The 13,299-nt window shown below is 69.2% G+C and carries 11 protein-coding genes; 9 read left to right on the forward strand and 2 right to left on the reverse strand.

The window, feature by feature from the left end; all coding sequences use genetic code 11:
• Positions 1–814: 814 nt before the first annotated feature.
• Entirely contained in the window at positions 815–1,576 is a 762-nt protein-coding gene (locus ACO1BR_RS24585) for a hypothetical protein (protein ID WP_426797263.1), read from the forward strand.
• A gap of 554 nt (positions 1,577–2,130) precedes the next feature.
• On the opposite strand, the gene ACO1BR_RS24590 is transcribed toward ACO1BR_RS24585, so the two are convergent.
• Positions 2,131–3,348 (reverse strand): MFS transporter, encoded by a 1,218-nt coding sequence (locus tag ACO1BR_RS24590; protein WP_426797264.1) that lies wholly within the window; start codon positions 3,346–3,348, stop codon positions 2,131–2,133.
• Positions 3,349–3,446: 98 nt separating this feature from the next.
• On the opposite strand from ACO1BR_RS24590, the gene ACO1BR_RS24595 reads away from it, so the two are divergent.
• A complete protein-coding gene (locus ACO1BR_RS24595) occupies positions 3,447–3,899 on the forward strand; it encodes a MerR family transcriptional regulator (protein WP_426797265.1) in 453 nt (150 codons plus the stop codon).
• A gap of 158 nt (positions 3,900–4,057) precedes the next feature.
• Here ACO1BR_RS24595 and ACO1BR_RS24600 read toward each other — a convergent pair whose 3' ends face one another.
• Positions 4,058–5,017, reverse strand: a complete 960-nt coding sequence (locus ACO1BR_RS24600) for an Lrp/AsnC family transcriptional regulator (protein ID WP_426797266.1) — start codon at positions 5,015–5,017, stop codon at positions 4,058–4,060.
• 143 nt (positions 5,018–5,160) lie between these two features.
• Between ACO1BR_RS24600 and ACO1BR_RS24605 the strand changes: the two genes are divergently transcribed.
• The 7 genes from ACO1BR_RS24605 (at position 5,161) to ACO1BR_RS24635 (ending at position 12,956) form a co-directional block, all read left to right on the forward strand.
• On the forward strand, positions 5,161–6,780 hold the full coding sequence (locus tag ACO1BR_RS24605; protein WP_426797267.1) for an amidohydrolase: 1,620 nt from the start codon (positions 5,161–5,163) through the stop codon (positions 6,778–6,780).
• 245 nt (positions 6,781–7,025) lie between these two features.
• Positions 7,026–7,526 carry a hypothetical protein gene (locus tag ACO1BR_RS24610; RefSeq protein ID WP_426797268.1) on the forward strand — a complete coding sequence of 167 codons (501 nt, stop codon included), beginning with the start codon at positions 7,026–7,028 and terminating at the stop codon, positions 7,524–7,526.
• Between the two features lie 66 nt (positions 7,527–7,592).
• Complete coding sequence (locus ACO1BR_RS24615; protein WP_426797269.1) at positions 7,593–9,167, forward strand: ISKra4 family transposase; 1,575 nt, start codon at positions 7,593–7,595, stop codon at positions 9,165–9,167.
• Between the two features lie 333 nt (positions 9,168–9,500).
• Positions 9,501–10,100, forward strand: coding sequence for a hypothetical protein (locus ACO1BR_RS24620; RefSeq protein WP_426797270.1), 600 nt, complete (start codon positions 9,501–9,503; stop codon positions 10,098–10,100).
• A gap of 228 nt (positions 10,101–10,328) precedes the next feature.
• On the forward strand, positions 10,329–10,994 hold the full coding sequence (locus ACO1BR_RS24625; protein WP_426797271.1) for a ParB/RepB/Spo0J family partition protein: 666 nt from the start codon (positions 10,329–10,331) through the stop codon (positions 10,992–10,994).
• Entirely contained in the window at positions 10,991–12,430 is a 1,440-nt protein-coding gene (locus tag ACO1BR_RS24630) for a ParB N-terminal domain-containing protein (protein ID WP_426797272.1), read from the forward strand. The genes ACO1BR_RS24625 and ACO1BR_RS24630 overlap by 4 nt, the downstream gene beginning before the upstream one ends.
• 4 nt (positions 12,431–12,434) lie before the next feature.
• Positions 12,435–12,956, forward strand: coding sequence for a hypothetical protein (locus tag ACO1BR_RS24635; protein WP_426797273.1), 522 nt, complete (start codon positions 12,435–12,437; stop codon positions 12,954–12,956).
• The last annotated feature ends 343 nt before the right edge of the window (positions 12,957–13,299 follow it).

Genomic DNA, 13,299 nt, shown 5'->3' on the forward strand with positions numbered 1-13,299 from the left:
GATGCGGTGCCGGGTTCCCGGCGCGTCGGTCTGGACGAACTGAACGGACCCTTTTTCCAGCGGGGTAAGCGGAATAGGTGCGACGAGGGCCGGCGAAGTGACGGTCACCTCGTCCGTTCCGGCGGGCATCCCGGCGACGTTGAACGCGACCGGCCCGTTCACCTCGATCCTGACCCCGGGCCCAGCGCCGGTATACGACAGGTGAGGACCTCTGGCCGCGGCTGCTCCCGGCGCCGCCGACAGGAGGAGCGCACCGGCCGCGGCCAGGCCCGGGGCCCACCGGCGCAGGGATGGGGGAGGGAACACGGCGGGCTCCTTGTGGGGTCGGGTCTCCAACCGGCGGTGACGGTGCGGCACGCGCCTCGTGCCGGTGGCGAACACGTTGACGCATGTCATCGTCGATGACGTTCGACCGCCCGCAAGGGTTGCCCGGCACCGCTCTGGTCCAGCGGACACCACACCTGGCTGGGACCTGTCTGGTGAATCTTCGTGGATCAGGCCGCAATGTTCGGTGCCGTAGATCGCAGGGGGGGATCGCCCTGGTACTGGATGTACTCGGGCGACTCCGGCAACGCAGCGAGGTGCGGTGCCGGGCGCCGCGGATCCGCGAAGAGCCGCCGGACAGATCCCAGTTGGCCAGTTGCGCGTGCGACGAGCAGCGCAGCGCCGGGCGGCCAAGCGTTTCTGAGGATCACACTGTCTGGATGCGGCAAGGACCAGTGGCCTCCGGCTTCCGGTCGATCTCCTTGCCTGGGTGATCAAGGCTGGAAGAGACTGGTGTCCTTTCGGTGGGAAACGGCGGGGGGACAAGGCGATGACCACGACGAGAATCGGCACCGTCCGGGGGGCGGACGAACCGCCGCTGCCCCTGCCGAGGGCCGGCCGGAACCGCCTGGTGGGTGCGGCGCTGATCGTTCTGTCCCTGGCCTCCGCGCTGACCTGCTCTTTCGTCTTCACCACCTGGCTGCCCACGGATCGCGCCCTGTACCGGGATTACAAGGCGGCCGAGGTGTGCCCCGCCCGCAGGGTGATACCGAGGTCGGAGGACTGCCTGCGGGAGGTCGACTTCACCGTCGAGGGCACCCGGAATACCGCCAAGGACATGCGAGCGACCCTGCGCGGCCCGGCCCCCTTCCCGAGGATGGTCGTGCCGTTCGGCGACCCGGGGCCGGTGCTGAGCGGGCTTCAGCGGGGGGACCGAGTCACCGGTACCGTGTGGCACGGCGTTGTCGTGGTGGTCGCCGAGGGGGACTTCCGGCAGAGTTCCGCCGACGCGCCTCGCGACGAACCCCAGATGGCAGCCGCCGTCGGCACGTTCGCGGGGCTGCTGGCTGTGTTGGCGCTGATGTTCGGTGCGATGCACCTGGCGAGGCCGCGTGACCCCGGATTCTTCACTTGGCGCCCGTACGGCAAGTGGTTGTTCATCGTCACCGGGGCCACCTGCGCCGTCGTGGGTCTGTCGGCCGTGTGGATGAGCCTCCCGTGGTTGCTCGTGCCCACGCTATGCGGCACGGTCGTCGCAGTTACGGCGTGGTTCCTCCACCGAGACCTGCGGCTCGGACGAGTCGGTGGGTAGAACGGGCATGGCCTTGCGAGCAAGGGACGTTCAGTCCGGCCGTACGGTGCGGCGGGGTGGGGCTGTAATGCGACGCGCAAAACGGGCCCGACCGGGAGTTCCAGGCGGGTGCAGTTCGTCCTGAGTGAGTGGTGCCTCAGGCTGCGAGCCGGAGTCTGTCCCGGTAGCGGGCTTGGTGGACACGACGGTGTTCCTGCTTGAGGTGCCAGGCGAAGTAGGGGGCGAAGTTGCCATTGCTGATCAGGGCCTGCAGTTTCAGGACGGCTTCGGCTCCGGCGGGTGACCAGCGGGCGCCGGCGCAGGGCTTGTCCTCCCCGACGGCCTGTCCCGGGACGGCGCCACCGAAGTGAGGACCCCGGGGCCGATGGGCCGGGGTCCTCAGACCAGGTCCTGTCAGGCCAGATCCTGCGACGGGAAGTGCCGGTCGAGAACCTCGGCGCACGACCAGTTCGAACCCCATGCCCATCCCGGCCTCGCCACCACGGTGGCCCTCGGCGGACTGCTCAGCGTGGCGGTAGTTGGGTTCGTCTGGTTGAGGACGCCGGTCGCGTTGGTCAGCGGGGGTCGTGGCCTGCTCGCATGCTCAGTGCGGCGCCGAGCAGCAGGGCTGCAGTGACTGCCGCGAGTGGGATGGTCCAGGAGCCGGTTGCGCTGTGGAGGCCGGCGGCGAGGGCGGGGCCGGTGGCGGCGATGAGGTAGCCGCAGGTCTGGGCCATGGTCGACAGGGCGGCGACGTGGTCGTGGTCGGTGCCCCGGCGGGCGTAGAGCACGCCCGGGAGGGCCTGTCCGGCGCCCAGGCCGATGCCGAGGACGGCAGCCCACAGTGCCGAGGGTCCGTTCGGGGCGAGCAGCAGTCCGGCGAACCCGGCGGCGCTGACCAGGGCGGTGCCCAGGATGTGCGGGCGCTGGTCGTTGCGGGGTGCGGCGAGGACGGGGGCGAGGAAGCCGCCTGCGGCCACGCCGAGGATCAGGACCGCCTGGCAGGTGCCGGCGGCCGTCCGGCTGGTGCCGGCGGCGATGAGGGCGGACGGCAGCCAGGCGAGTGCCGTGTAGAACGCGAGAGTCTGGATGCCGAAGAAGGCCGTCAGGCTCCACGCGAGCGCGGTGCGGGCCACGTGCCGCCGCGGCGTGGCCGCATCGGTTGCCGGGGTGGCGGGCCGGGGCCGGTGGACGCGGGCCTGCGGGGCGATTCCCGCCGCGGCGAGCACGGCGGGCACGACGGCGAGGCCGATCGCGAGCTGCCAGGACCCTCCGGATGCCTGGGCGACGGGCGCGACCAGGGCCGCGACGATCGCCGAGCCGACGCCCATCGACAGCGCGTAGACGCCCATCATGGTGCCGACGTGCCGGTGGGAGAAGCGGGCCCGGACGAAGACCGGTACGAGCACGTTGACGACCGCGGTGGCGAGGCTGACGACGATGGTGCCGGCGTACAGGCCCGGCATCCCGAGCATGCGCAGGATCGCGCCGGCGACCAGGATGACGCTGGCCCACAGCAGGCCGCGCTCCTCGCCGAGCCGGCGCCGCACCATGGGGGCGAGCGGTGCGAACAGGCCCATGCACAGCGGCGGGAGCAGGCCCAGCACGGTCACCGTGGCGGAGCCGAAGTGGGCGATGGGGGCCAGTGGCCCGATCTGCCCGAACGCGACCCGGGTGTTCAGGCTCAGCAGCACGAAGCCGACGACAAGCAGAGCGCCCGCCGCGGGGATCTGGCGGGCGGTGTCGGAGGGTGCGGGTGGTGCGGTTGTTCCGGCGGCGGAGGAGGTCGGCATGGGACGGTCCTGCCCTTCGACGTGGACGTTAAGATGACCTCAGCGTTCACGCTCAAGTGCGCTTGAGCGCAACTCCCGGAACTCGGCCCGGAGGATTGATGGAGCGGCTGTTCTCGATCAGTGAGGTGGCCAAGGCGTTCGGCCTGTCCGTGCCCGCCCTGCGCTACTACGAGGAGCGCGGCCTGATCCGCCCCGTCGCCCGGCGCGGGCGGGTGCGCTACTACGACCACGCCGCCCTGGAGCAGCTCGCGTACGCCCAGCTGTGGCACGACGACGGCATGATGCCCCTCGCCGACACCACCGCCGTGGTGGAGAGCGAACACGTCGAGGACCGGCGCGCCCTGATCGCCGAGCAGCGCGATGCCATGCTGCAACGCATCCGCAGGCTCACCCGGGCCGCCGCCGTGCTGGAACACCTACTGGAGTGTCCCAACGACCGCCCGCTGGACTGCCCGGTCACCGGCGCCTACATCCGCGCCCGGGTCGACGCCGCCCTCACCGGTGAAGAGTTCCTCGACGACTTCCTGCCCGACCACCCCGACAAGCCGTAGCGCGCCCGACGAGGCCCGGCCGGTCACGCCGGACCGGGCGTGAACAGGTTCGGCCGGTCGGGGCGGTCCACGAGTACCGGCGTGCTGCCTGACCTGGGCGGATGACATATTCGGCAGGCGTAGAGTTCACGCCGCATGCGCGGACGTCGTCGCCTTCGTCAGTGGCGGATCAGACCCGTGCGTTTGACGGTCGCCAGCAGCGGGGTGGTGTCGACGGCGGTGACCCCGTCGAGGGGGCCGAGCGTGTCGGTGAGGAAGGCGTACAGGGAATCGAGGTCCGCGGCGGCGAGAGCGACGAGCAGGTTGGCGGGGCCGGTGGTGGCGGCGCAGAAGCGGACGTGCGGGTGGGCGCCGAGGGTCTGCGCGGTCTCCTGGAGGGCGCCGGGACGTACGGCGATCCACAGCAGGGCTTCGGCGTGCGCGCCCAACAGCGCCAGGTCGAGCTCGGTCGCCAGGCGCAGGACCTGGCCGCGCAGGAGCGTGTCCAGCCGCCGGCGGGCGGTGAGCGCGGTGGTGCCGGCGCGGCGGGCGAGGTCCGTGTAGGTGGCCCGGCCGTCCTCGGCCAGCGCCGCGATCAGGGCGCTGTCGATGTCGAGGGGCGCGGGTGGCGCCGTTCGTCGTGCCGGGTCTGGGGTGAGCCGGTCCAGTTCCTCGGGGGAGAGGAGACCGGCGGTCCAACGGAACGCGGTGGGGAAGACCCGCAGCAGGGTGTGCGAGGCCCAGGAGCCGACGGCGTCGGTGGCGGGCAGGTCGCGCAGCAGGAGGGTGTTGCGGGCGTCGGGGCCGGCGAGAAAGAAGACCGTGGAGATCTCGTCGCCGCCGCCGAGGATGTCGACCCAGACGGTGTCGGTGCGTCGGGCGAGTGCGCGGGCGACCTCATGGATCTTGTTGGGGCGGCAGCGGATGCGCAGGGCGATGGGGATCAAGTGCGGGAAGTATGCCGGGTTGCGGACGGCCGTGGCGCGCAGGGTGCCGTCGGCGTACAGGGGTGTGACGCGGCGTACGACGGTGCGCTCCGACAGGCCCAGGCAGTGGGCCAACTCGCGCCAGGAGGCGCGCGGTGAGGCGACGAGGGCGGCTGCGATCCGGCGGTCGATCTCATCGAGTGTCTGGCGCATGATCTGCATCATATGGCGCCTCTGTGGCGTCTTTCCTGTTTCTCCTGCCGCTCAATGTCCGTGGATCGGTTGATCGGCTGTACACCTGTCCCTGTCAGTGGACGTGGTGAACGGCCGCGTCGAGACGGCGATGGGAGAAGACGATGACCGATCACGGAGCCGATCTGCTGATCCGGGCCGGTGCGGTGCACACGCTGGTGCCCGGACAGGCCCCTCAGCGGGCGCTGGCGGTGCGGGGCGACCGTATCGCCGCCGTGTCAACGGACCCGAACGGCCTTGACGGCCTGGTGAGTTCGCGCACCATAGTGCACGACTTGCCCCACACCACGGTGCTGCCCGCGTTCGACGACACCCACACCCACCTGATCTACGCCGCACACGGCGCGCACGACGTTCCCGTCCACCAGGCCCGCACCATCGGCGAGTTCCTGGACCTGATCCGGCAGCGGGCCAGGACCACGCCCGAGGGCGAGTGGATCGTCACCACCGCCAACTGGCAGGAGCTCAACCTGGCCGAGCGCCGCCTGCCCACCGCGGCCGAACTGGACGGGGCCACCGACCGGCACCCGGTCCTGGTCAGGCGCGGCGGCCACAACAACGTCGTCAACACCTACGCGCTGCGCCTGGCGGACATCACCGAGGACACCCCCGTGCCGCCGGGCGGCGTCATCGGCCGCGACGCCGACGGCCGCCTCAACGGACGACTGATCGACAACGCCCTGCCCCTGGTGCAGCGCCTCCTCCCCACCCCGAACCTGTCCCAGCGCATCGACGGACTGCGCCTGGCCAGCGGCCAGTACGCCGCCACCGGCATCGGCACCGTGCGCGACTGCGCGGTCAGCACCGAGGACTACCGGGTGCTCCTGGCCGCCCGCCAGGCCGGTGCGCTGAGCACCCGGGTGCGAGCCCTGATCTCGGCGCTCGGCCTGACCAGCAAGGCGCAGGTGGAGGACCTGCTCGACACCATGGAGGAGTGGCGCTACGGCTCCGACCCGTGGCTGCGGGTGTGGGGCGTGAAGTTCGGCCTCGACGGCGGCCTGGAGGCCGGGGCCACCGAAGAGCCGTACGCCTGCGACCACACCTTCTCCGGAACGCTGACCTGGGAGCCCGACGCGCTGGTCGAGGCGGTCGAGGCCGTGGTCCGGCGCGGCTGGCGGGTCGGCACCCACGCCTACGGCGACCGTGCGGTCCGCATCCTCCTGAACGTCTACGAACGCGTCCTTCAGCGCAACCCCGGCCTGCCCGCCGACACGCTGGTGATGGAGCACGGGGGCCTGGCCGACCCCGAACAGCGGGCCCGCGCCGTCGCGTTGGGCATCCCCGTCACCATCCAGCAGCCGCTGCTGCACGACACCGCCGAGGTGGAGGAGGGCTTCTGGGGCCCGGAGCGCGTCGCCCGACTCTTCCCCGCCCGCAGCTGGGTCGACCTGGACGCCCAGGTCAGCGCCGGATCCGACTTCCCCGTCGGCCAGTTCGGTGCCATGCGCTCCGTCTGGGGCATGACCACCCGGCAGACCGTCATCGGCATCAAGGGCCCCGAACACGCCATCACCTACGGCGAAGCCCTCACCCTGCACACCACCAACGCCGCTCGGCTGACCGGCGAGGAGAACCTGCGCGGCACCCTCACCCCCGGCCGCCTCGCCGACCTCACCGTCTGGGACCGGGACCCCGCCCACTGCCCCGACGACACCCTGCGCGACCTCAACCCCACCCACACTTTCGTCGGCGGCCTCCTGGTCACACCCCCTGGCACGCGGTAAGCGGGACGTGGCGGGTGCCGGGACCGAATGCGTGGCTACCGCAAACGCAAGCGCCTGCGGTAGCCGACCGCAAACGGCTTGCCCTGGACCACTGCGCGAAGAACACGCCCGTCCCTGATGGGTGCGGTTCGGCTTGTGGGAGCGGGTGACCTGGGGTTTCACCTTCCGGTAGTCCGGTAAGTCCTTGAGGTGGTGTGGGGGTTGGGGCCGGTGCGTCGGCGTCGGCGGTATCGCCGGGAGGCACGATGGACGATGAGTTGCTGACGTTGCTGAAGGAGCGCGAGGAGGCGGTCCGGGAGCGCGTGGAGGAACTGCGCGCCGAGCTGGCCGCGCTGAACGAGCGCATCGAGGGCGCCGAGGATGAGCTGTCTCACCTGGTGATCACCCGTCGGACCCTGGACGTGCTCCGTGCCGAACTCGACGCCGAAGAAGGGGCGTTCGACCCGGTGCGTGCTGCGCAACCGGATCCGGACGATCCGTCCGATCCGGCCCCGCCGGTGGTCAACACCGCGACCGGCGAGGTGCCCGCCGAAGGCGACTGGCCGGTGCTGGCCTTTCTGGCCGGCGCGAACGGGCCACTGCGGGCGAAGGAGCTCTGCGAGGCCGTCGAGGAGACCGTCGACCACCGGCACATCGAGACGCTGCGCATGCGGCTGAAGCGCATGGTGCGCCGCGGGTGGCTCGATGAGCCGGACCGCGGGCTGTTCACCCTGGCCGACGGCGTTCGCACACCGGTGCAGTCGTAGACAACAAGCGGGCTCTTCCCCCGTCGTGGCTGGTGACAAGCCTGACACGAGCAGAGGAAGAGCCCGATGCCAGCCTATGACCGTTCGGAGATCACCGGGGTGTTTCCCGCCGCGTCCGCCGCCTTCGAGGCCCTGCTGGCCGACCTCCTTGGCCCCTCCCGTCCCGCCGACCACGCCGGGATCGAGGAGTTCATCGCGACGCGCGGCCGGGAGGTGCAGCGGCTGATGCTGCAGGAATGGCTGGATGCGCGTGCGGCGGACGAGGAGCGCCTTGAGGAGGTGGCCGGCGGCGACGGGGTGGTGCGCCGATCCGCCGAGCCTGGGCACAGACGGCTGCTGGGCTCCCGGTTCGGGACAGTGGAGGTGGAGCGGATCGCCTACCGGGCCAAGGGGGCTGCGAACCTGTATCCGGCCGACGCCGAGCTGGACCTTCCCGTCGGGCGGCATTCTCACGGCCTGAAGAAGCTGGCTGCGATCGAGGCGGCGCGCGGCTCGTTCGACCAGGCTCAGGCCGCGCTCGCCCGATCCACCGGGGCGAGGGTGGGCAAGCGGCAGACGATCGAGCTGGTCCGCCGGGCCGCGGCCGACGTCGACGCCTTCTACGCCAACCGCTCCGGCTCCGGCTCCGGCTCCGGCTCCGGCTCCGGCTCCGGCTCCGGCTCCGGCTCCGGCTCCGGCTCCGGCTCCGAGGAGATGCTGGTGGTGCTGTCCGCGGACGGCAAGGGGATCGTGATGCGCCCCGAGGCACTGCGCGAGGAGACCAGGCGGGCCGCCGCGAAGAAGGCCGCTTCCGGCGGCGGCCCGTACCAGACGAGGCTGGCCGGTGGGGAGAAGAACGGGCGCAAGCGCATGGCCGCCGTCGGCGCCGTCTACGAGCAGCGGGCCTGCCCCCGGCTGCCGTGCGAGGTCATCCCGCACTCCGACGCCGACCGCCACGCGCGCCCCAAACGCCCGCCCGCGAGGGAGAAGTGGCTGACCGCCTCGGTCGCCGCGGGCGCCGACGAGGTGATCACGGCGGTGTTCGACGAGGCCGAGCGGCGTGATCCCGAACGCCGACGGGAGTGGGTGGTGCTCGTCGACGGCGCCCGCCACCAGCTCGATCTGATCCACGCCCAGTGCGATGCACGCGGCCTGGAGGCGCACATCCTCATCGACTTCGTCCACGTGCTCGAATATCTGTGGGGTGCGGCATGGTGCTTCCACGCGCCCGGCGACCCGGATGCCGAGGGGTGGGTCAGCGAGCTGGCGCACCGGATCCTGGAAGGCGAGGCGGAGGCGGTCGCCGTGGCGCTCGAACAACGGGCGCACAAGGCAGAGTTGCCCGAGTCGAAGCGGGCCGGGGTAGGCAAGGCGGTCGGCTACCTGCGGGCGAAGCTGCCGTATCTGGGCTACGACACCGCGCTGGAAGAGGGCTGGCCGATCGCCACCGGCGTGATCGAGGGCGCCTGCCGGCACCTGGTCAAGGACCGGATGGACATCACCGGCGCCCGCTGGGGACTGGAGGGCGCGGAGGCCGTCCTCAAGCTGCGTGCCGTGCTGAGCAACGGCGACTTCGAGGCGTACTGGGAGTACCACCTGCAGCGCGAGCACCTACGCGTCCATACGATCCGCTACCGCGACGCCCTCAAACTCGCAGCATGATCACGGTCCCTCAAAGGGAACTACACCCGTTCCAGGCTGATCCGGCACAGCTTGAGTGCGGCGAAGTGGAGCTTGCCACCGAAGCACACCGTCAGGCTCGCATGCCGCTGGTCCGGTGCAGTGGGCGGGCGCCGGTGCCGCCGGCCGTCACTGTCCCTCCCGGAAGCGCCTTACTTCGCAACTGCCGGACGTGCCCTCCGTGTCTCTCTAGACTTCGTGACCACCGGCGAGGAACAGAGGGAGCGGCTCATGCCGACGGTGGTCGTAGGGTTCCGGTTGGGTAAGGACGAGACGGGGCGTCAGCTGACCGCCATAGCATCCGAGACTGGCCGAGTGCACATCAATCACGGTGTGTATGGCTCGCCAGGCCGGACCGAGCGTCCAAATAGCCCCACCACTCCAAATCCTGCCCACCGCTCCATCGCTTCGCTGCGCGAGCTGTACGCCAAAAAGATCAAACAGGGGTACAGGCGGGTGCTCATCGCGCCGGCCGCCGTGCGACTGAGCCTCGACGAGGTGATCCCGACGGAGCGGTACGGCAGAGAGGTAGCGGCCCCGGAACTCATTCAGGATTTCCTGAGCATCGCCCCCGGCAGTTCGGAGGAGACCAGTCTGGAAGACGCGATCCGAGCCTTCTACACGGCGATCGGCTCACCAGTACGTCCGTTGCACTTCAAACGGTTAGCTCGTGCCGGCACGGCGACAGCTGCGATGCCTCCGCTCGTTGCCTCGCACCTGCGCACCCTTGCCCACGGAGGTGTGGTGACCTCGCCTGAGCGGGCGGCCGTGGGGTACACGGTGAGCGCGGACACGGTTCGCCTTCACGTCGACCGGGTCGAGGAGTCGCTTGATCACACGACTGTCGCCGAACTACAGGCCGCGCTGACGGCTTGGCTGCGTCTCAACCCGACGCCCCGCAAAACCAACACATAAGGAAACCTGCAAAGGGCTGCTCCCCCACTCGGTTGGCGCCACACCGTAGTGAGTGTTCGGTGCGTGGAAGGTCTCCGGCACAGGCTGGAGCAGCCATATACGTGGGCGTCAACTTTGCCCACGACAGCCCACCCAGTCGCGAGAGCAGTTGCTCGGCCCACCCTGCAACATCATCTGCACTGCTCCTTGATCACCTAGGCTCAGAGGTGGGCGTGGGGCTGGAGCCTCGTGTCCACCGCATCTCGCATACCGGCCTCGCTCGCGGACTTGGCCATCCCGGTCGATGAGCTGGCCCCCTACCACCGCAACCCGCGCACGGGTGATCTGGACTCGATCACCGAATCGTTGTCCACCAACGGTCAATACCGGCCGATCGTCGTCAACCGCGGCTCGCTGACTGGCCGCCCCAACGAGATCCTGGCCGGCAACCACACCTTCAAGGCCGCCAAGCAGCTCGGCTGGGCCGAAATCGCCGTGACGTGGCTGGACGTTGATGACGACACCGCGGCGAAGATCGTCATCGTCGACAACCGCACCAGCGATCTCGCCGGATACGACACCACCCTGCTCGTGGACATCCTCCAGGATCTGCCGGATCTGCAGGGCACCGGCTACGACCAGCAGCAGCTCGACCAGCTCCTGGACGAGACGGAACTGCCCGCTCCGATCGAGCTGCCGAGCGACGGTGCCGGTACAGGCGCAGCGGCGGCGGTGGACTATCTCCAGTGGGGCTACCTGCAATGGTCGTCCACGCGGGTGCGGATCACTCAGGCTGAGGTCGAGCTGCTGGACGCCCTGTACAAGCGGTTCGTTGCCGCCCATGACTCCGACATGGGGTTCGGTTGGCACGTGCTCAACGAGGAGCACCGCGCCGAGGAAGGTGCGACGACGTGAGGAGCCTCGATGTGCGCTTCGATCCTGCGTATCCGCTGGCGAAGTTGCGGCCCGCCGACTACAACCCGCGGCGTCTGTCGGAGGACGCTTTTGTCCGCCTCCAGGGGTCGCTGCGTCGCCACGGGGTCGTTAAGCCAGTGATCCTCAACGCGGATGGGACGCTGGTCGCGGGCCACCAGAGGACCAAGGGGTTGAAGGCGATCGGGCAGGGCACGACGCCGGCGATGATCCTGCCGCAGAAGGTGCGGCTGCAGGACGAGATCAAGTTCAACCTTCTCCATAACCGGGTGGAGACCGAATCCTCCGTCGTGTACGCCGAGCCTGGCCCGATCGGCCAGTGGTGCTGGATCCCGTGGCAGACCATCGAAATCGAGGAGTCGAAGAACCTGCCGTTCCAGCAGGCGATCGGCTTCATGACCGCCTCGCACGGTCCGTGGGGCTCCGTCGTCATCGATGACCAAGGCCGCATCGTCCTCAACGCCGAGTACGCGGCCGTCGCCAAGACCCAACGCTTCGATGTCCTCGCCTGGACCGTCGCGTCCTTCGACGCTGGCCACCTCGTCCAAGACCTCACCGGCGAGTACGGCGTATACGACTGGACCGGTCTCGAAGACCAAGCCCCGGTATGGAACCAGCACATCGTCCAGCCCAACCGGCTACGCGAGCACTCCTCGAAAGCCAAGGCGGACAAGGTCCGTTACAAGTCCGAGGTGTGGGAGCGCCTCGTCCTGCCGTGGCTGACGACATCGCATCGCGCCGTGGACTTCGGGGCCGGTCACGGGGACTACGCGCGGCATCTACGGGCCAGTGGCTACCAGGTGCAGGACTACGAGCCGTACCGGACGATCAAGGGGAAGTACGCGCTCGACATCCGCACGATCGTCGGCCAGATCCGAGGCATCGAACGCGAGCTACGCGAGCGGGGTCTGTACGAGGTGGTCGTCCTCGATTCGGTCATCAACGCCACGACGTCGCTCGACTACCAGCACTGGGTGTTGCTCACGGTGAATGCACTCTGCGCGGCCGACGGGCAGGTGTGCATCGGCACACGCAATCTCGACCGGGAGATGGCGTACGAGAACTCCGACCACTCCATCAGCCGCGATTCGACCCGCCTGTCCTTCCTCGACTCCAACAACGTGGACATGCGCTTCGTGCGCGGAAAGTGGCAGCGCATCCGCTACCACACACCCGAGTCCTTGCGTGGCTTGCTGTCCCGGTACTTCGAGGACGTACAGCTCAGCGATACCACCCGTGCAACCGTCAAGGCCGTGTGCCGCAAGCCGCGTCCCTTCCCTCTGGTTGAGTACGAGGAGGCTTTGAGGAACGAGTTCAACATGCCTTACCCCAACGAATTCCGCCACAACAAACATGAGGGAATTTCGGCAATTCTGATAGAATTGATCAAGGATAAGAATTCCAAAATGGAGGGGTGACGGAATGGAGTCGGGGGCTGATCCGCAAAGGGTCCGCGTTGAAATAGAAGCACGTTCCAGCTACCGCATCATGTGGCTGGCTGGCATCCGCGAACTCGACCTCACACAGCACTGCCTGAGGACTTTCGCCGACTGCGACAAGCCCCAGATCGACCGGCGGAAACGGCATCAGACGCTCTGGCTACCGGCAACGAATCCGCCGCCTGCCTGGTATCTCTGCGCCCTTCCGTTCCCATGGGACTGGCCTCGCAACGCGCACCTCGCGTTCGAGTACGCGCCAGGCGAGACCTGGGAAGGTGAGGCCATGGTGCGGGGGCTCCGGGTGAACTTGACGGACGCTCACCCCATCTTCGGCTGGGGCGAACACTCCATCCCAGCCAAGGAGCCACTGCGGCGGTCGCGGCTGCACCGAACCTGCCGAAACTGGCAATTCGGTTGGTGGCTCCGCGACAACCGCGATGTGCCCGATGCGCCGCCGTTGACCGCCGGAAAGCCCGATGAGGGAGGGCAACTACAGTTCGCTTGAACTCCATCCAGAGCAGCGGAGCCGCCGAGGAATCCAGGGTCCCCGCTTCCGTCGCGGCCGGCCTGGGTTGCTGACTCTCGCGCGACAGGGCAACAGGCGCCACTATGACTGAGCGGCTCAACTAGCCTGTCACTACTAAGTAGTTGGCCAGAGCGGCGAGTGAAGGGCCTGATGCATCCAACCCTTCACTCCCTGGCGCTTGCTCGGGACAGTCTTCCGGAACGCGCTGCAGCGAGTAGCGAGAGGTAGCCCCCCCCCCCCCGCAGGAACGCCATCCGCAAGCAAGCTTGCTTGCGTCGTGGCCGAAACAGGTAGGGCGAACTTCGAGCCGATGGTGGGGTTT

Origin of the sequence: Streptomyces sp. YGL11-2, from assembly GCF_050054615.1 — a bacterium.
Lineage (GTDB): Bacteria > Actinomycetota > Actinomycetes > Streptomycetales > Streptomycetaceae > Streptomyces.

Coding starts and splice junctions, on each gene's coding strand:
- ACO1BR_RS24585 (WP_426797263.1), top strand. CDS start 815: ATGACCACGACGAGAATCGGCACCGTCCGGGGGGCGGACGAACCGCCG.
- ACO1BR_RS24590 (WP_426797264.1), bottom strand. CDS start 3,348: ATGCCGACCTCCTCCGCCGCCGGAACAACCGCACCACCCGCACCCTCC.
- ACO1BR_RS24595 (WP_426797265.1), top strand. CDS start 3,447: ATGGAGCGGCTGTTCTCGATCAGTGAGGTGGCCAAGGCGTTCGGCCTG.
- ACO1BR_RS24600 (WP_426797266.1), bottom strand. CDS start 5,017: ATGCGCCAGACACTCGATGAGATCGACCGCCGGATCGCAGCCGCCCTC.
- ACO1BR_RS24605 (WP_426797267.1), top strand. CDS start 5,161: ATGACCGATCACGGAGCCGATCTGCTGATCCGGGCCGGTGCGGTGCAC.
- ACO1BR_RS24610 (WP_426797268.1), top strand. CDS start 7,026: ATGGACGATGAGTTGCTGACGTTGCTGAAGGAGCGCGAGGAGGCGGTC.
- ACO1BR_RS24615 (WP_426797269.1), top strand. CDS start 7,593: ATGCCAGCCTATGACCGTTCGGAGATCACCGGGGTGTTTCCCGCCGCG.
- ACO1BR_RS24635 (WP_426797273.1), top strand. CDS start 12,435: ATGGAGTCGGGGGCTGATCCGCAAAGGGTCCGCGTTGAAATAGAAGCA.